Here is a 17,836-nt window from a genome sequence, read left to right on the forward strand (position 1 = left end):
GCCGCTGTCGCCGGGCCGGGCCGTTGTCGCCGGGTCGGCGGTGGCGCCGTCGGCGGCGGGATTTCGGCCGCGTTCGTCTCAGGCTCGCTGCAAACCGGCCCCGGCTCCGTCCAGGCCCCACGCGGATTGGGCCGGACGGGTACCGTCAGAGCGTGGCTGGTAATCGATACGACAGCGGGCAGGGCGCCGACCCCCACGGCGGGTGGGCGCCCCCTCCGCCGCCGGCGGGGCCCGGGGGGCACGGGCAGACGGACGGGCCGGAGTACTTCACGACCTCGCACCGGGGCGTGACCGACGGCCCCGACGGCACGCCCGGAGGCCCCGGCGCCCCGGGCCCGCAGGGCGGCTACGACCCGTACGCCGCCGACCGGCCCGGCGGCACCCGGGCCTTCCCGACCGGCGACCCGTACGCGCAGGAGCCGCCCCACCAGGGGTACTACGACCAGGGCCAGTACCCCGGGCACCCCGGCTACCCCGGGCACCCCGGCTACCCCGGGTACCCACAGGAGGGGTACGGCGCCGAGGGCTACGACCAGGGCTACGACCAGGGCGGACACCCGCAGGGCGACGGCTACGGCCAGGACGGCTACGGGCCGCAGCAGCAGCCGCCGTACGGCCAGGACAACGTCACCGTCTACCGGGCCGGCGGCCAGTCCGCCCCGCACGTCGCCGGGCCCCGCCCGCACTGGCGCGAACTGCTCATCGGCATCTTCCGCGCCCCCACCGCGACCTTCGACCGCGCCCGCGACCACCAGGTCTGGCTGCCCGCCCTCACCGTCTCGATGCTGTACGGCGCGCTCGCGGTGCTCGGCATCGGCCTGACCCACGACGACATCGTCGACTCGACCTTCACCGTCGCGCTGACCGGCATCGCCGCCGCCGCGATCGGCTTCGCCGTGGCCGGAGCGGTCTTCGGCGGCGTCACCTACGCGCTGGCCCGCCAGCTCGGCGGGGACGGCCCGTGGAAGTCGACGGTCGGCCTGGCCGCGCTGATCGGCTGGCTGACGGACGCGCCCCGGCTGCTGCTCGACCTGGTGCTGCCCTCGGGCAGCGCGGTCGTCCAGGTCGCCGGATGGGCCACCTGGGCGTTCTGCGCGTACCTGCTGACCAGCATGGTCCGGCGGGTGCACGACCTGCCCTGGGGCAAGGCGGCCGCCGCCTCGGCGGTGCAACTGCTCGCGCTGCTGGTGCTGATCAAGCTGCCGACCCTGGGCTGACGGCCGGAGGGCACAATGGTGGACGGATCCCGGTCAGGCCGGGGCCCGTCCACCCTCTTCACCCCCTCAGCCTTCACCCCCCACCCCCTCACTCCCCCACCCCCTCACCCGTTCCACGTCACCGGAGCCAGGAATGACCCTCCCCACCACGCACGTCAGCTTCCCGGCCGGGGCGGTGACCGGCGAGTCGACGGTGATCGCGGTGCACCCGCTGGGGGACGGTCGGCACGCCGTCGTGACCGGGGCCACCCCGTTCCACCCGCTCGACCACACCTGGCCCGACCAGCCCGCGGACCTCGGCACCCTCACCGTCGACGGCACCGAGCTGGACGTCGTCGACTGCCTCACCGGCGCCGTCGGCCCGGACGGCGGAACGCCGCTGGCCGGCGCCGACATCCCGGTCCGGCGCGGCGACGAGGAGTGGTCCTGGCTGGTCCTGCACGTCGTCGACACCGACCCCGGCGACCTCGTCGGGCGCACCGCCGTCCTCGCCGTCGACGCCGACCGCCGGGCCGCCCTCAGCGCCTCGCACAGCGGCTGCCACCTGCTCGCCCTCGCCCTCAACGAGGCCCTCGCGCCGCGCTGGCGCAAGGACCCGGGCCGCTCCGACGCCCTCGGCCACCCCGACTTCGACAGCCTCGCGATGGCCACCTCGGTGATGGACACCGAGGCCAGCACCGACACCTACCGGCTCGGCAAGTCGCTGAAGAAGAAGGGCTTCACGGCGGACGCCACCGACGAGCTCCCCGCCCTCGTCGACGCTCTGCCCGCCCTCACCGAGGCCGTCAACGCCCGGCTCGCCGCCTGGGTCGCCGCCGACGCCCCGGTCCGCATCGAGGTCCCCGGCCCCGAGCTCACCGCCCGCCGCCAGTGGCACTGCGAGCTGCCCGAGGGCGGCGCGCAGATCTTCTGCGGCGGCACCCACCTGCACCACCTCGGCGAACTCGCCGAACTCCGCACCGAACTGCGGCTCTCCGAGGACGGCACCGAACTGGTCGCCGTCACCCGCCCCAAGCGGGCCTGAGCACCCGGGAAACGCGACGGGCGGCCGCCCCTCGTCCGTCATCGGCGAGGGTCGGCCGCCCGTACTGCGTGCGCTCCGCCCGGATCAGACGTCGGTGCGGTGGAAGTTCAGGAACGAACGGGACGGCGTCGGGCCGCGCTGGCCCTGGTAGCGCGAGCCGTACCGCTCCGAGCCGTACGGGTGCTCCGACGGCGAGGAGAGCCGGAACAGACAGAGCTGCCCGATCTTCATCCCCGGGTACAGCTTGATCGGCAGCGTCGCGACGTTCGACAGCTCCAGCGTCACGTGACCGTTGAAACCGGGGTCGATGAAGCCGGCCGTCGAGTGCGTCAGCAGGCCCAGCCGGCCCAGACTCGACTTGCCCTCCAGCCGGGACGCCACGTCGTCGGGCAGCGAGATGACCTCGTACGTCGAGGCCAGCACGAACTCGCCCGGGTGCAGGATGAACGCGTCGTCGCCCTCGGGCTCCACCAGCCGGGTCAGGTCCGGCTGCTCCTCGGAGGGGTCGATGTGCGGGTAGCGGTGGTTCTCGAACACGCGGAAGAAGCGGTCGAGGCGCACGTCGATGCTCGACGGCTGGATCATCGCCGGGTCGAACGGGTCGACGACGACCCGACCCAGGTCGATTTCGGTCCGGATGTCCTTGTCAGAGAGCAGCACGCTTCGAGGTTACGTGCACGACAGGGCCCCGGACGAATCCGCCCGGGGCCCGTTCCGTCCTCGCGTCGACCGTCAGGCCAGGAACTCCGCGGCCTCCAGCCGCAGCGCCCGGTCCAGCTGCGGCGCCGACAGCTCCCGCACGTCGGCCAGCACCGAACTCCTCAGCCGCCCGCACTGCGGACAGCGGATCAGCCGCCCGGGCCCGAGCCGGCCCGGACCGAGGTTCTGCATCGGGAACGTGGTGGTGCTGAACAGGTGCCCCTCGGCACAACGAACGACGGCGCGCTGCTCCATCGATCCCCTTCCCATCCCTAACCCAGTACTCACCCGTACTCATCGCGCCCCGCGGGACCTCGCCCCGGGACAGCGTCACATTAGGGGATGCTCCGGACATTCCACACCGTGGCTCGCCGCCCCGAACCCACCCGCCGGAGGACTCGTACGCGGCCCACACAGTACGCCCCCCTCCACCCCCGCCCGCCCCGCCACTCCCCGGGCGGGCCGTGCAACCACAGTCGCGAATGGGGTACAGTGACACTGGATTGAGCGGTCTCTGACGGCTCATCAGGCGGGCGTAGTTTAATGGTAGAACATGAGCTTCCCAAGCTTAGAGCGCGAGTTCGATTCTCGTCGCCCGCTCCAGCAGTAAAGGCCCAGGTCACATGACCTGGGCCTTTCGCGTTGTCTAGACCAATCCGGCCCCGTCGTGCCAGATCCGTGCCAGATGATGGTCGGCCTGGCGCGAGGCCTCTGCCCTTGCCGCCACGCTCGCCCAGGCCGAAGCGGCTGGCCACGACCCGACCGCCCTGCTCGCCCACGCGGCCGGACGACGCGAGCTGGCCACCGTGGACTCGCCCGCTGCCGTGCTCACCTGGCGCATTCGCCGCGACGCGGCCTACCCGCCCCGGCGCCGATCGCCATTCCGGACGAACGGCGCACCCGCGCGGCCCTGTCCACCGCCCACGCCCCCGGCGCCGCCAGTGTCTGGGCTGTACCGTCCCAAGCGGTAACCAGCCCAGCGGGGGCGGGAAACCCTCCCGCCCCCGCTTCCGTGGCCGCCTCAAGCCCGAAACACGCACCCTCGCATACCGGTTGATCGCCCTCGACGTCGACACCAAGGGAACAGAGCAGGACCGATGCCACGAGCAACTCTCGAGACGGATCTGCTCCAGAAGATTCGCAGCGAGCTTCCGAAGCGGCGTCTCAACTGCTCAGGACGGCGACTAAAGATTCGCCGTGTTCCGCCCAGCGCTCGAGCCGGAACAGGTCGACGAGGAGCACGCGGGTCTGTTCGGCGTTGGTCACCGCGTGTCGAGTGAAGCCGCCATTCGTGACGATCACGGCGATGTCGGATCCGTGGACCCTGCGAAGGGTTCCGGCCAACTCGCGCACGGGGGTGGGGCCGATGTTGCGGTTGCCCTTGGTGTGCTTCACCTGCACCGCGTAGCGCAGTCCCATGGGACCGGTAGCGACGGAGTCTGCGGCGTTGTCGCCGGAGCGGCCGACAGCCTGGTGCACGGTGAAGCCGTCGCGTTCCAACAGGGCGGACACTAGCTGTTCGAAAGCGGCGGGGGCGAGGTTCTTGATCGCGGCGACCGGGACCCTCCCGCCAGGCTCGAACAAGACGGCGGGTTGTTTCTCAAGCAACGTGATCATCTGTGTCGCGGACTGAGTGACCACGGAGTCGAGCTCAACCAGTTTGTCTGGATGCTCGATCGGCGACGTGCTCCTTGAGCGCTGTGCCTTCGGGATGGCCTCCTGGTGCCAGTCTTCCAGCGATTTCCAGCACAGATGGGTGAGCTCGGCCAGTGAAGTCCGCGCCTTACGGATCTTCTTCTCCTCCTCGTGGAACCAGTAGGAAACCACGCCTCGCTGTTCTCCCAGATAACCCTTGCAGGCGGCCATCACGGGCGTGGCTTTCCTCTCGACTGAGTCCATGCGGTCCTGGACGTCTTTCGAGATCTTCAGAAGCGTCTCGGCCAGGGCTGCCGTATCGAGAAGCTTGTCCTGGTATTGCATGGGTGAGCGCTTCCATGCGCCCCCCTTGGTGATGCGGCGAAGGCAGGCGATCACTAGGGGGAGTAGTTCGTGGTCATGGCCGGGGAGCTCGGTTTCGCGTTGGTAGAGGTCGCGAACACCGCAGCCGCTGAGGATCATCAGCTCGTCGAGAAGTTTAGTTGTCACATCTTTCACGGGGTAGAAGCTACCGAGATGGTCTGACACATCATCAACCACGGTGTCCACGACAGTTGTTCGCTCGGTGAACTGGCACCTTGTTCATCGATTAAAGGGGCATTTCGTTCGAGTTTAGAACAGAAGTTCTAAACAGAGATTGAATCAAATGGGCCTGGAGTGATGAGTAAGGCCATGAGACTCCCTTCGAAAAACTGAGAGACCCTTTGCGTTGCAAACCATTCGAACCGCGCGATTGTGGAGGGTGGGAGTGCTGACTGGACTTCTGTCGTTTGGAGATCGGGTGAGACCGGAGGGGTGTGATTGTGATCGCTCGCCGATCGTGTCGATCTTCGACCGGTGCGTGTGCTACGTTCCGTGGTCCAACTGAAAATAGGCGACCCCGGCAGCGCGCCAACGCTCCGGGGTCCGGCAACAGGAGTCTCAACCTCCCGATGCGCGTCCATCGTAGCGCCCACGTGCGCAACTTCACCGTGCTGCCCAACGCCGTCCTGCAGTACCGACGGCTCTCCTACACCGCCCGTGGCCTGCTCGCGGACCTCCTCTCCCGTCCCAACGGCTGGCGCGAGGACGGTCGGCATATGGCCGACACCAGTCCCCAGGGCCGAGGCGCGATCCGCAAGGCCCTGAAGGAGCTGGCCGACGCCGGCTTCTACCGGGTCGAGAAGATCCGCATGCCGGACGGCACGATCATCACCGAGACCCACGTCTACGACACCCCGCAGCTCAAGGCGGTGCCGGGTGTCACCCGTCCGGTCTCCGGTGAAGCGACCACCGGCGGTACTGGCACCCTTGTAAAGGACCTGGTGAAAGAACTCTCCCTCCCTGCCGACCTCGTCGGCGGCCAGGCGGCCGACGACGAGGTGGAGGAGCCGGGCGGGAGGGAGAAAGATCAGCAGGAAGTCGGTGACGCTGACCTGCTGCCCGACGAGCAGGTTCGTGCGGCGGTCTCCACGCTCTTCCGGGCGATCCGCCCCGAACCGCGCCTGCGCCTTGGTGAGGCCGAGGCCCGGAAGCTCGCCCCGCTGGTCGCCCAGTGGCTGGAGCGCGGCGCGACCGACGCTGACCTCGCCCAGGCTCTGCTGCCCGGCCTTCCCGTCCCGCTTCACTCGGCAGCAGCGGTGGTCCGCTACCGCCTGGAGCACAAGATGCCGCCTGTTCCGGTCCCTGCCCGCCCCGCAGCGGCGCGGTACGCCGAGTGCACCGAGTGCACCGAGTGCACCGAGTGCACCGAGTGCCACGACCCCATACCGCAGCCGGGTATCTGCCGCCCCTGTGCGGGCCTCGGCGGGCGCACGCTCGCCGTCGGGGGAGACGAAGCGGTCGCTCGCGGCGGAGCGGCCCGCGTCCGGGCAGCTCTGCGTACTGCGCGACCGACCGGGCTGGGCATCGGCACCCTGGTCCCGGTCGGCTGACTGGCGCGTCCGTCCGGCGGCCGGCGCTACCGGGGGATCAGCGACCAGCGCGAACGGCGGTGCCGCCCCGGGCGCCCTGCGGCTGCCCGGGGTTCTTGGCCCTGCGGGGTGGGCTGGGTCGAGCAGGACGGCTCGTCGTTCAGCAGGATCGAGCGCCAGACCCGTTCCTGGAGTTCGCGGATGCAGGGCCCGCAGGCATACATGGGCGCCTGGGCGCCGGCGACGTGAGCAGGGCCGATCCACAAGACACGGGTCCACTGCTGGCCGCAGTACAGCCAGCAGAAGCCGTCGAACCAGGTGTTGCCGTCATCGGTCGCGGGCGGGTCGGGCACGTAGCCGCGGGCGAACCCCGCGATGCCGGGGATCACGATGTGCGGCTCGGGCAGCATGGGATCACCTGCCCGGGCTGTGTCCGCCGTCGGATTCGGCAGCTTCGTCGGTCCCCAACCCGGCGATCGGTGACCACTCGTGTTTCAGGATCGAGTAGGTGATCGAGTCGCGCCAGGCGCCATGGACGAAGACGTGGTCGCGGATGCGGCCGTCCTCGGTCATGCCGGCGCGCAGGAGGGTGCGTGCGGAGGCTTCATTGAGCGGGGAGCGGGCGGCCCAGATGCGGTGCAGGCCGAGGACATTGAAGCCGAGGGCGCACAGCAGGTGGACGGTCTCGGTGCCGTGGCCCTTGCCCCATGCAGCCTGGTGGAGGGCGAAGCCGATGGTGGCGGCCTGCTGCGGCTCGGTGGCCAGGCGTGCGTAGCCGATCAGTCGGTGTTCGTCGAAGAGGGTGACGGCGAGGCAGTACTCGTCGCGCGGGGAGGCGTGCGCGGAGGCGATGGAGCGGTCCGTGATCGCCTGGACCTGCTCGCGGGTGCGGGGTTCGAAGCTGAGGTGGCGGGTGGCCTCGGGGTCGCCGTAGATGGCCAGGAGGTCGTCGGTGTCCTCGGGTTCGACCTCGCGCAGTGCCAGGTTGGGGCCGGTCAGGTGAACTGGAGTCATGGCTGCGGAGCCTATCCGCGGGGTCACCGGACGAGGACCGAGGTCGGGGTGGCGGTGAAGGCCTCGATCTCCTCGCGCAGACCGGCCGCCGCGCCGCTGCCGCTGCGGCGGCCGTCGCCGCGCAGGGCGGCGTGGACGCGCTGCGCGCTGCTCACGATGCCGAAGTTCCGCTGCTCGACGGGGAGGTCGAGCACGGGGCGGACGGCCTCGGCGGCGCCTTCGATCTCGCCGCGGGCGATGCGGGCGAGTGCGAGGTCGGTCTGGGCGCCGGCCTGGTCGCCGAAGGCCCACTCGTCCTCGGAGGCACTGCGGTAGGCGGCGACGGCCGCTTCGGACTGGTTCTCGCCGAGCGCGGCGTCCTGGCCGAGCTGCACGGTGGCCTCGGCGACGTAGTACAGCTGGCGGGGCACCGGGAAGGTCATGATGCCGCCGAAGGCGTCGAGGTCGTCGGGCTCGACGGCCTCGCGGGCGTCCTCAGCCCGCTGGATGGCCGCACGGGTGGCCTCACCGTCGCCGAGGAGGGAGTGGGCGCGGGCGGAGAGGCAGGCCAGCCAGACGCCGGTGGTGCCGCGGACGTCGCCGGCCACGCTCTGCCCGAGAGCCGCGTACTCGGCGGCCTCGCCGGGGCGGCCGGCCCAGTAGGAGATGAGCGACTGGAGCGAGCGCACCCAGGCGCGCATGGCGTGGTGGTCTGCGTTGTCGGCGCAGACGAAGGCAGTGCGGGCCTGCATCATCGCGGCGCTCGGGTTGCCGAGGTCGTGGCTGGCCTTGGCGAGCATGCCGGAGGTGATCCCGGCGAGCAGGTACAGCTCCCGGGCCTGCAACGGCTTGACCCGTCCGTGCTCCAGCAGTCGGAAGGTGAGGTCCTGGACCTCGACCAGGTCGCCGAGCAGGGTCGGCAGTGCCAGCTTCGGGTAGGCGGCGGTCAACCGCCGTACCTCGTCGTGGATCTGGCTCAGGGTCTCCGAGCCGATACTGCTGCCCTCCGCCATCGCGGTGAACCGAAGTGCGCGACGAGCCGCCATCATGACCTGCCTTTCCAATTCCGTGGTGCCCGCGTCGAAGCGGGGTTCGCTGCTGGACGGGCCACCGACAGGCGGTGCCGCTGCTTGCTCGGGTGGGAGGAGGACAGGGGCCGGCCGTGGTGGCGGGACGACGAACGAGGCGGTGGCGGCGTGCACGGGGCCGGCCGGTGCGGGCGCGAGGAGTTGGTCGACGCCGACGCCGAACATGGCCTCCAGCACCCGGCACTGGTCCGGGTAGGGGCGGGTCTTCACCGCTCCGCCGTACCAGCGCTCGAACTGCCGCTTGGAGACCGACAGGCCCCGGAGTCGGGGGTCGCGCTCCTGCTCGGCGAGCGAGTTCGCCGTCGCCTCGAACCGGAGGCGGAAGGTCTCGTAGACCTGCCAATGCCGCTGAAGCGTCAAAACCCTTAGGAGTGTGGGAGTTTCAGCCATCGCGGATCATCTCCGTCCCCGTTCGTCTGCTCTGACGATAGCCATCGGCACTCGACAGGAAACCCGTTCGAGGCCGTACCGGACCAGATGGCGGTGGCCATGACGGCAGTCATGACGCACACCGCCATGGCGCCGGCCTCGCCGCCCTCAGGGCGACGGGATGGCGACGGCAGCCGCGTCGTATCGGTGCCGCACCGGGCGCCGCCATCCTGAACGCCGCTTCACTGTCTGTGCATCGATGGCAGCGAAGCGTGAGATCAAGGGCGCTGGGACCGGCGCCCGATCAACCCCATCCAGCACCACGTGTATTCCGGCTCGCCATGCCGTGAGCCGGCCCGGGAGGGAACCGATGGACAGTACCCTGACCGCTCTGGCCGGGCAGATCGCCCAGCTGGACGCCGTGGACTCCGCCCATCTGGAGCGGATGCGCCACGAGGCCTTGACCGCCCAGGCGCCGTGGAAGGCAGAGTACGGCGCCTACCAGTCCGGCGGCTGGTGGACCACCTCGCTGATGAACGCCTCCGGCGACGCCGCCGACGTGACGATCGGCGACTGCGCCGCCCGCCCGACCGACCTGCTGGGGCGGATGCCGGCCACCGCCGCGTTCCTGGCCGACCTCGGCCTGAACTTCATGTGGGTGCGGCTGGCCCGCCTGGAGGGCAACGCCTTCCTCTGGGAGCACCGCGACTACGACGAGCTCCACCAGGTCGAGCGGCACCGGCTGCACGTCCCGCTGCACACCAACACCTCGGCGTTCCTGGTCACCGGTGGCACCAAGGTGCACATGGCCGGCGGGCGGATCTGGCGGCTCACCCCGACCTACGCCCACGGGGTGTGCAACCTGCTCGGCCCGGACCGGATCCACCTGATCGCCGACGTGTACGCCGACGACGCCTACCAGCGCCTGGCCCGCCGCCCCATGCTGAGCCCGACCGTCGCGGAGCCGTTGCCCGTCGCCGACCAGACGGTCCTCGCGGAGCGGCTGGAGGCCGCTCGCAACATGGCCGCCCTCGGCTACACGGAGGCGGCCGAGCGGATGCTGCTGCGGCTCTTCTACACCTACGCCCTGCCGGAGGGCACGGCGTACGACCTGATCGCCGAACTGCACACCTTCCTCGGCGACATGGAGGCCGCGACGCGCTGGGAGACCGCCAAGCGCCGCCTGCTCGCCCTCCCCGCCTGATCCCAGCCCGCGCCTACGCCCGGAAGGAAGAAGCGCATGCCCACCCTGCAACTGGCGGCGATCACCCAGGCCAACCGGCCCGCACAGCTGCCGCTGCTGTCGAAGCTCGCCGACATCCTGGCCACCTCCCTGTCGGTGACTCACCTGATGGTCCGCGGGTCGTTGGCCCACGGCACCGCCGACCGCCTGTCCGACGTCGACTTCGTCGTCGGCGTCCACGACGTCCAACTCCCGGCCTTCGTCGAGGCGCTGGACACCCTGATGCCCGTCGAGGCCGGCGCTCTGCTGCCCGGCTGGCGCGACACGATCGTCGCCGACCTCGGTGGCGTCGGGATGGTCTTCCTCGTCCCGGACGAGGGGAAGCTTCACCAGATCGACCTCTACGTCGCACCGGCCTCCCGGATCCCGCGGCTGCAGGCGATGGTCAGCACCGCAGTCCTCCTCGACCGCCGGCCCGGACCGGTCGACGTGGCGGACATCGCGGCGGCCGAGAGCTTCGTCGCCGCCTTCGCCGCCCGGCCGCGCTCCTGCACCGAGCTGCTGATCGAGCACCTGGTGCTGGCCGTGCTCCTGCACAAGCGGATCCGGCGCGGCCAGCGGTTCGTGGCGTACTCCGAGTGGCACCGGCTGCACACCGCGACGAAGGACCTGATCAAGACCGCCCTGGCCCCCGCCTCGCGGTACTGGGGCTGGTACCAGCTGCGCGAGGAGATCGCCGTCACCCCGATCGGCCGGGCCTGCCTGGGTGACCTGGATGCGGCGATCAGCGGTCCGGCGATCCCGGAGGCGGCCGATGTCACCGAGGCGATCGAGCGGGTGCTCGCCTTGACGGAGCGGGCCTGCCCGCAGGCGCTCGACGGCCTGCACGACGCTGTCGCCGCCTACCGCACCTACCAGGAGCTGGTGTGAACGCACTCCACCTCGCGGGCCCGGCCGCCAGCCGGGCCCGCGAGGGCCTGACCGCCGTCTTCTTCGGCGGTGTCGTCCCCGCCTCGGCCGAGGAGGAGGCACTGGCCGAGGAGGAGGCACTGGCCGAGGAGATCGGCCGGAGCTTGGCCCAGGCCGGGTACCAGCTCCTGCACGGCGGCTACAACGGCCTGATGGAGGCCGCCGCCCGCGGAGCCGGAGGCCAGGGAGCCACGGTCACCGCCGTCACGCTGATCGGCAAGCATGGCGAGTGGGGCGGGTTCAACCCGCACACCACCTTGTCCGTTCACCTGCCCGACCCTGGCGCACGACTCAACCACTACCTGGAGCACGCCGACCTGATCGTCGCCATGGGCGGCGGTGTCGGCACCCTCCACGAGCTGACCGCCGCCCTCTACTACGCGACCGTCATCCGGTCCGTCCCGGTCTGTGTCGCCGGACCGGCAGCCCTTCGTCTGCTCGCCTTCCTGCGCGAGGAGCGGTGGCTGTACGAGACCCCGACCCGGCCGCTCGGCTTCCTCGCCACCGCGGAGTCCGCGGACGCCTTCCGCGCCCACCTCGCCACGCTCGACACCGCCCCGATCGGAGAAGCATGACCACCCGCACCCCGCCGGCCGGCCTCGCCGCCCGGCTCGCCGAAACCGCCTGCGTCGACGCCCCGTTCACGCTCGCCAACGGCACCCAGCTCGACGCCTACTTCGACGAGTACAGGATGGCCTCCGACCCCGCGCTCCTGCGCGACACCGCCACTGCCTTGGCCGACCTCGTCCCCGACGACGCCCAGGTACTCGCCGGCATCGAACTCGGGGGCGTCCCCCTCGTCGTGGCGCTGTCCGCCGCCACTGGCCTGCCCGCCGTCTTCGTACGCCGCAAGCCCAAGAGCTACGGCTCGTGCCACCAGGTCGAGGGCCTCGCCATCGACGGCCGCCGCACCGTGCTCGTCGACGACGTGGTCCGCTCCGGCGGCCAACTGCTCCACATGGCACGCATCCTGCGGATGGTGGGCGGACCGGTCACCCACGCCCTGTGCGTCCTGGAACGCCCACTCGGCGGCCGGGCTCTGCTGGCCGACCACCGCGTCACCCTGCACTCCCTGCTCACCGAGGCCGACCTGCCGGCGCCCCGGACGGGTGGTGCCGCGTGAAGCGGGCCGTGCTCTTCGACCTCGACGGCGTCCTCGTCGACAGCCGGGCCGCCCAACTCGCCACGCTGGCGGGCTACGCGACCTCCGCTCTCGGTAGGCGCGTCACCGTCGCGGACCTCCCGCCCGCCGCCGCGACCACCCCTCGCGAGTACGTCCTCTCCGAACTCGGGCTGGACGGGCCGATCAACGAGGACAGCTGGGCGGCGGCGAGCGCCACCGCCACCCTCACCGCCGAGGTGTTCCCGTACGTCGCCGAGACCCTCGCCGCGCTCCGCGAGGCCGGAGTCGGCACCGGGGTCGTCACCCTGCGAAGCCGCGAACGGGTCAACTGGCTTCTGCCACAGGACATCCTCGACCAGCTGGACACGGTCGTCTGCTACGAGGACGCCCAGCCCAAGCCCGCCCCCGACGGCGTACTGCTCGCCCTCGACCGGCTCGACGTCACCCCGAGAGCGGGCATCTTCGTCGGCGACACCGAGACCGACATCCACGCTGCCCACGCCGCGGGCGTCACCGCCGTCGGCGCCGGCTGGGGTTTCGCCGGCCCCGAAGCGCTCACCCGGGCCGGAGCCCACCTCGTGATGCCCCGAGCCGACCACGCCGCCTTCGTCCTGCCCCTCCTGGTCGGCATCGGCCGACAGGAGGACAACTCCAAGCGATCTTGACCCCGGACCCGCTACTGTTGGTGGCGCAGTCGCAGCGGACCGTTGCGTCCCGTATCGGCTGCGCCACCTCAGAGCGACGGATACCGGAGTCATGGTCTACACCGTGGGGGCGCGAGCTATCTGCGCCGAGCTGGAGAACTGAGAACCACTCAGTCCTCGTTCTCGGCCCGGCTCGGCGTGTGATCACCCCACCTCTCTCCGCGACTCTTCCGTGAGGGCCATACCGCCATGCGCTCGACGCAGATCCGTTCCACCTTCCTGGACTTCTTCACCTCGCGCGGCCACCGCCACGTCCCGTCCAGCCCGCTCATCCCGTCCGACCCGACCCTGCTGCTGGCCAACGCCGGCATGAACCAGTTCAAGCCCTACTTCCTGGGCGAGGTCACCCCGGACTACCCGCGCGCCACCACCATCCAGAAGTGCGCCCGCACCTCCGACATCGACAACGTTGGCCGCACCAACCGGCACGCCACGTTCTTCGAGATGATGGGCAACTTCTCCTTCGGCGACTACTTCAAGGCCGACGCCATCGCCTACGCCTGGGAACTCCTTACCCAGGGCTACAACTTGGAGAAGGACCGTCTCTGGATCACCGTCCACCAGGACGACGACGAGGCCGAACAGCTCTGGCGCAGGATCGGTGTCCCCGCCGAGCGCATCCAGCGCCTCGGCGCGGACAACTTCTGGGACATGGGCGTCCCCGGCCCGTGCGGCCCCTCTTCCGAGCTCAACTACGACCGGGGTCCGGCCTTCGGCCGCGAAGGCGGACCGGCCGTCGACGGCGAGCGGTACGTCGAGATCTGGAACCTCGTCTTCATGCAGTCCCTGCGCGGCGAGGACGACGACAACGGCACCTTCCCGATCCTGGGCGACCTCGCCCGGCAGAGCATCGACACCGGCCTCGGCCTCGACCGCCTCGCCGCGATCCTCCAGGACGTCGAGAACGTCTGCGGCACCGACCTGCTCCTGCCCACCCTCACCACCGTCCAGGAACTTGCCGGACGCGACTACCCGGGCAGCGGCGAGGAGAAGGTCTCCTTCCAGGTCGTCGCCGAGCACGCCCGCTCCATCGCCTACCTGATCGCGGACGGCGTCCTGCCCGCCAAGGACGGCCGCGGCTACATCCTGCGCCGCCTGATGCGCCGCGCGATCCGCCACGCCCGCCTGCTCGGCATCGACCAGCCCGTCCTCGCCCCGACCACCGCCAGCGTCATCGCCAACCTCGGCGACGTCTGGCCCGAACTGGTGGGCCAGGCCTCCCTCATCGAGCAGGTCGTCACCGCCGAGGAGGAGTCCTTCACCCGCACCCTCACCCAAGGCACCCGGCTACTCAACGCCGCCATCACCCGCAGCCGCGAGGGCCGCACCACCACCCTCACCGGCGAGACCGCCTTCGAACTGCACGACACCTACGGCTTCCCCGTCGAGCTGACCATCGAGGCCGCCCGCGACGCCGGCCTGAGCGTCGACGAGGACCGCTTCACCGCCCTGCTCGCCGAGCAGCAGAAGCGTGCCAAGGCAGGCGGCAAGGCCAAGACCGCCGAGGCCCTGCGCCGCCAGGACGCCTACCGCGAGCTGTCCTCCCGCCACGGCCGCACCGACTTCACCGGCTACGACCGCCTCGACACCGAGGCCACCGTCCTCGGCCTCGTCTCCGACGGCACCGTCGTGCCCGGCGCCGATCAAGACGAGACCGTCGAACTGGTCCTGGACCGCAGCCCGTTCTACGCCGAATCCGGCGGCCAGGTCGGCGACACCGGCACCATCCGAACCACCGGCGGCGCGCTCCTGGAGGTCCTGGACACCAGGCTCGGCCTGGAAGGCTTCCACGTTCACACCGTCCGCGTCCGCGAAGGCGAGATCCGCACCGGCGAGCAGGCCGAAGCCCTCGTCGACGGCCAGCGCCGCGACGCCGTCGCCCGCTCCCACTCCGCCACCCACGTCCTGCACGCCATGCTCCGCCGCACCCTCGGCGACCACGCCCGCCAGCACGGCTCCCTCGTCGACGCCGGCCGCCTGCGCTTCGACTTCGCCCACTTCTCCGCCGTCGACCGCACCCAGCTCGCCGCCATCGAGACCCTCGTCAACGACCACCTCCTCGACGACCCCGAAGTCCGCATCTGGCACGCCACCCGCTCCGAAGCCGAGGCCGCCGGAGCCACCGCCCTGTTCGGCGAGAAGTACGGCGACCACGTCCGCATCGTCGACATCGGCGACTTCTCCCGCGAACTCTGCGGCGGCACCCACGTCCCCCACGGCGCGGGCGCCGGCCCCGTCCGAATCCTCGGCGAAGCCTCCATCGGCTCCAACCTCCGCCGCATCGAAGCCCTCACCGGCCGCGACGCCCTCACCTACCACGACACCGAACGCCGCCTCCTCGAAGAACTGGCCACCCTCCTCGGCACCCGCCCCCAGGACGCCCCCGACACCCTCCGCAAGCGCCTCGACGCCCTCACCACCGCCCAACAGGAACTCGCCCGCCTCCGCGACGCCGAGCTCCGCACCCGCGCCCAACAACTCGCCGCCTCCGCCCGCATCGTCCCCGGCGGCCGGATCGTCACCGAGAAGCTCACCGGCCTCAGCCCCGACGAGCTCCGCACCCTGGCCACCCGCACCGCCGACCTCCTGGGCGACGACCACGCCGTCGTCGTCCTCGGCACCGAGCACGGAGGCAAGGCCCTCCTCGCCGCCGCGATCACCCGCAGCCTCCACGACACCGGCACCCACGCTAGCCAGATCCTCATCCCGGCTGCCCGCACGGTCGGTGGCGGAGCCGGCGGCAAGGGCCCCGTCGCCAGTGCCGGCGGACGCCACACCGAGGCCCTCGACGAGGCCCTCACCATCGCAGCCCAGGACGCTGCCCGAGCCCTCGGCCAGTAGCGCCGGCCGCTGGCGCGTGCGGTCGGTGCCTCCCAGCTGGGGAGGTGCCGACCGCGCGTTCTCACCGCTCTCGTCCGGCTGCGGCAAGGTCTTTCAGCAAGACCACGCTTTCGTAGTTGGTCACGTCCCACCGCCACGTCCCAACAGGGACGTACCCCCGGCGGCGGTACCAAGCGACCAGCTCAGTGGCCTCGGCCGACGTATCGATGACCGCTTCTGCGGCCCCGAGAGCGACGATGCGGTCCTCCGCCACGGTCAGCAGCCGGTGCCCGAGGCCCGTCCCCTGACACACGGGATCCACCGCCAGCTGCCAGAACGAGCCCGCGTCGGATGGTGCCGGATACCCCGTGGGCACCGTGTACGGCGCCGCCACTGTCACCGACCCGACCAGCTCAGCACCCCGGAAGGCGAGCCAGCACTCACCCCTCCCCGCCCGGGTAGCCGTGTCCTGCACGGACTGGTACGACGCGAAGAAGACCCTGCCAGCCGCTGCATGGGCGGCATACGCGCGGTGCAGGAGCAGGGTGAGCTCCTCTGCCGAATCGCCATCGGTGAATCGCCGTATCGAGATGCCTCCCCCGGAGCCAGCCGCCCGGCCGTGAACGCTGCGCAAGATCACAACGAACAGTCTCGCTCCGATGCAGCCGGAGGGCCTCCGGGAACCCGTTGGGCTTGCCTACGCGCTGCCCGTGACCGGCCAGCGCGTAGCGACCGGGTGCCACTCAGGGCATGGCCTCGAACGCCTCCTGCACGTCCTCGCGCCGCTCCGTCCACCAGGCCAGGAAGCGCTCGGTGGGCAGGAACAGGTGGTCGCAGGAGTGGTCGTCGCGGTCGTAGTGGAAGACCAGCTGCCAGTAGTCCGACATGCGCTTCCACCACAGCCGCTCGACCGCGTCCGCCAGGGCCGACACCGGGAGTGGCACCACCGACCGGTAGCCGGCCACGAACGCGGAGGTCCGCTCCAGGTCGAGGAAGCCGTCCTCACCGCCGAACTGCACCGTGGCGGTGCGGGCGACATCCTCGCCGAACGGCCGCACCCGGATCCGGTCCCAGTCGATCACCCCGACGATCTCGCCGTCTTGCCACAGCACGTTCCGGTGCTGGACGTCACCGTGCGTCCACCCTGCCGGGCCGACCGCCACCTCGCCGGCCGGGCGCTCGTGCCCGTACTTCTCCAGCAGCACCTTGCGCTCAGCCAGCGCCGCAGTCGCCTCGACGTCGAACGCCGTACGGTTCTTCAAGCCTGCGATCAACGCCAGGAACCGATCAGCCTCCCCGCGAGCCGAAGCGGGCTTGGTCACCGAGACGGTCACCTGCTCCGGCCCCGGCGGCAGCAGGCCAGCCAGCCGCTCACTGTTCAAGCTCCGATGGATCCGACCGAGGAGAACGCCGAGGTCACCGGCCTGCCCGATCGAGAGTGCCGTGCCCGGTAGATGGCTTCCCTCCATCCACGGAAGCAGGCAGTACCCGCGGCCGGCGACCTCGACCACTGCGTCCCCGGCTACGGAGAGCCGCGCCCTGCCCACCGGCAGGCCGTTGTCGGTCAGCTCCGCCAGCACAGCCAGGTTCCGGCGAGCCAGCGGCAGCGGCACATCCATGATCCGCTTCAACGCGAACGAGCCCTCGGCCGTATCCAGCCGCCAGTTCCCGTTCATCAGCCCGTCCGACAGGAAGCGGCACTCCCGAACCTCACCCAGCCCGAAAGCCTGGCCAAGAACCGCCAGATCCTCCGCGATCTCGCTGTACCGAGCGCCACTCGGGGCGTTGAAAGTCGCGTCCGTCACTCCAAGCAGGCTAGCGGAGCAGGGACACCAATGCGGTCGGTTCGGGGGTACCCCAGTCCAGCCTCCAGCTGACCTCGTCGTGGTCAGGGCGCACAGGTTCGTGAACGCGTGTTGGCTGACGGCGATGGCGTTCGCGATGTAGGACCTGAGGACCGGACGTGGCCCGATCTCCAGTAACTCCATCGGGCGGGCCTAGGTTCAATGCCGGTGACTTTGTGGTCGGTGTCTCGTTGGTTGTGGTGTGGCGAGGGTGGGGCAGGTCAAGGCGCCTGCGAGTGAGCGGATATCGGACCG

Annotated in this window: 17 protein-coding genes and 1 tRNA gene; 10 read left to right on the forward strand and 8 right to left on the reverse strand. The window is 70.8% G+C overall.

From position 1 onward, the window contains the following. The first annotated feature begins 152 nt into the window (after positions 1–152). Entirely contained in the window at positions 153–1,217 is a 1,065-nt protein-coding gene (locus ACIOGZ_RS10420) for a Yip1 family protein (RefSeq protein ID WP_400985550.1), read from the forward strand. Positions 1,218–1,350: 133 nt separating this feature from the next. Then, a complete protein-coding gene (locus tag ACIOGZ_RS10425) occupies positions 1,351–2,241 on the forward strand; it encodes a metal-dependent hydrolase (RefSeq protein ID WP_400985552.1) in 891 nt (296 codons plus the stop codon). A gap of 84 nt (positions 2,242–2,325) precedes the next feature. On the opposite strand, the gene dcd is transcribed toward ACIOGZ_RS10425, so the two are convergent. Next, positions 2,326–2,901, reverse strand: coding sequence for a dCTP deaminase (dcd, locus tag ACIOGZ_RS10430; protein ID WP_363579803.1), 576 nt, complete (start codon positions 2,899–2,901; stop codon positions 2,326–2,328). A 72-nt stretch (positions 2,902–2,973) separates the two neighbouring features. Then, on the reverse strand, positions 2,974–3,195 hold the full coding sequence (locus tag ACIOGZ_RS10435) for a hypothetical protein (protein WP_079135746.1): 222 nt from the start codon (positions 3,193–3,195) through the stop codon (positions 2,974–2,976). A gap of 274 nt (positions 3,196–3,469) precedes the next feature. On the opposite strand from ACIOGZ_RS10435, the gene ACIOGZ_RS10440 reads away from it, so the two are divergent. Continuing rightward, a tRNA-Gly gene (locus tag ACIOGZ_RS10440) sits at positions 3,470–3,543 on the forward strand. A 561-nt stretch (positions 3,544–4,104) separates the two neighbouring features. Here ACIOGZ_RS10440 and ACIOGZ_RS10445 read toward each other — a convergent pair. Continuing rightward, on the reverse strand, positions 4,105–5,145 hold the full coding sequence (locus tag ACIOGZ_RS10445; protein ID WP_400985553.1) for a restriction endonuclease: 1,041 nt from the start codon (positions 5,143–5,145) through the stop codon (positions 4,105–4,107). 383 nt (positions 5,146–5,528) lie between these two features. On the opposite strand from ACIOGZ_RS10445, the gene ACIOGZ_RS10450 reads away from it, so the two are divergent. Continuing rightward, positions 5,529–6,509, forward strand: a complete 981-nt coding sequence (locus ACIOGZ_RS10450) for a hypothetical protein (protein ID WP_400985555.1) — start codon at positions 5,529–5,531, stop codon at positions 6,507–6,509. Between the two features lie 26 nt (positions 6,510–6,535). On the opposite strand, the gene ACIOGZ_RS10455 is transcribed toward ACIOGZ_RS10450, so the two are convergent. Genes ACIOGZ_RS10455 through ACIOGZ_RS10465 form a run of 3 tightly spaced genes read right to left on the reverse strand, consistent with a single transcriptional unit; the run spans position 6,536 to position 8,929 of the window. Next, complete coding sequence (locus ACIOGZ_RS10455; RefSeq protein WP_400985557.1) at positions 6,536–6,898, reverse strand: hypothetical protein; 363 nt, start codon at positions 6,896–6,898, stop codon at positions 6,536–6,538. A 4-nt stretch (positions 6,899–6,902) separates the two neighbouring features. Then, a complete protein-coding gene (locus tag ACIOGZ_RS10460) occupies positions 6,903–7,502 on the reverse strand; it encodes a GNAT family N-acetyltransferase (RefSeq protein WP_400985559.1) in 600 nt (199 codons plus the stop codon). A 23-nt stretch (positions 7,503–7,525) separates the two neighbouring features. Beyond that, the gene (locus ACIOGZ_RS10465) at positions 7,526–8,929 is read right to left on the reverse strand and encodes a hypothetical protein (protein WP_400985561.1); all 1,404 of its coding nucleotides are present in this window, start codon (positions 8,927–8,929) and stop codon (positions 7,526–7,528) included. Between the two features lie 379 nt (positions 8,930–9,308). On the opposite strand from ACIOGZ_RS10465, the gene ACIOGZ_RS10470 reads away from it, so the two are divergent. The 6 genes from ACIOGZ_RS10470 to alaS all read left to right on the forward strand — a co-directional run bounded on the left by ACIOGZ_RS10470 (position 9,309) and on the right by alaS (position 15,758). Further along, the gene (locus tag ACIOGZ_RS10470) at positions 9,309–10,142 is read left to right on the forward strand and encodes an aspartyl/asparaginyl beta-hydroxylase domain-containing protein (RefSeq protein ID WP_400804159.1); all 834 of its coding nucleotides are present in this window, start codon (positions 9,309–9,311) and stop codon (positions 10,140–10,142) included. Positions 10,143–10,178: 36 nt separating this feature from the next. Further along, positions 10,179–11,051 (forward strand): hypothetical protein, encoded by an 873-nt coding sequence (locus ACIOGZ_RS10475; protein WP_400985563.1) that lies wholly within the window; start codon positions 10,179–10,181, stop codon positions 11,049–11,051. Next, positions 11,048–11,665, forward strand: coding sequence for an LOG family protein (locus tag ACIOGZ_RS10480; protein ID WP_400985565.1), 618 nt, complete (start codon positions 11,048–11,050; stop codon positions 11,663–11,665). The genes ACIOGZ_RS10475 and ACIOGZ_RS10480 overlap by 4 nt, the downstream gene beginning before the upstream one ends. After that, the gene (locus ACIOGZ_RS10485; protein WP_400804150.1) at positions 11,662–12,213 is read left to right on the forward strand and encodes an orotate phosphoribosyltransferase; all 552 of its coding nucleotides are present in this window, start codon (positions 11,662–11,664) and stop codon (positions 12,211–12,213) included. The genes ACIOGZ_RS10480 and ACIOGZ_RS10485 overlap by 4 nt, the downstream gene beginning before the upstream one ends. Next, positions 12,210–12,878, forward strand: a complete 669-nt coding sequence (locus ACIOGZ_RS10490) for an HAD family hydrolase (RefSeq protein WP_400804147.1) — start codon at positions 12,210–12,212, stop codon at positions 12,876–12,878. Before ACIOGZ_RS10485 ends, ACIOGZ_RS10490 begins: the two co-directional genes overlap by 4 nt. Positions 12,879–13,106: 228 nt before the next feature. Then, on the forward strand, positions 13,107–15,758 hold the full coding sequence (gene alaS, locus ACIOGZ_RS10495; protein ID WP_400985566.1) for an alanine--tRNA ligase: 2,652 nt from the start codon (positions 13,107–13,109) through the stop codon (positions 15,756–15,758). A 61-nt stretch (positions 15,759–15,819) separates the two neighbouring features. Here the strand turns inward: alaS and ACIOGZ_RS10500 are convergent, their stop codons facing one another. Together ACIOGZ_RS10500 and ACIOGZ_RS10505 are read right to left on the reverse strand one after the other, a co-directional pair. Beyond that, positions 15,820–16,377 carry a GNAT family N-acetyltransferase gene (locus tag ACIOGZ_RS10500; RefSeq protein WP_400985568.1) on the reverse strand — a complete coding sequence of 186 codons (558 nt, stop codon included), beginning with the start codon at positions 16,375–16,377 and terminating at the stop codon, positions 15,820–15,822. A 103-nt stretch (positions 16,378–16,480) separates the two neighbouring features. Then, positions 16,481–17,725: a phosphotransferase gene (locus ACIOGZ_RS10505; RefSeq protein ID WP_400985570.1), complete on the reverse strand. Its 1,245-nt coding sequence runs from the start codon at positions 17,723–17,725 to the stop codon at positions 16,481–16,483. Positions 17,726–17,836 lie beyond the last annotated feature (111 nt).

Origin of the sequence: Kitasatospora sp. NPDC088160 (genome assembly GCF_044741445.1) — a bacterium.
Taxonomy (GTDB): domain Bacteria; phylum Actinomycetota; class Actinomycetes; order Streptomycetales; family Streptomycetaceae; genus Kitasatospora.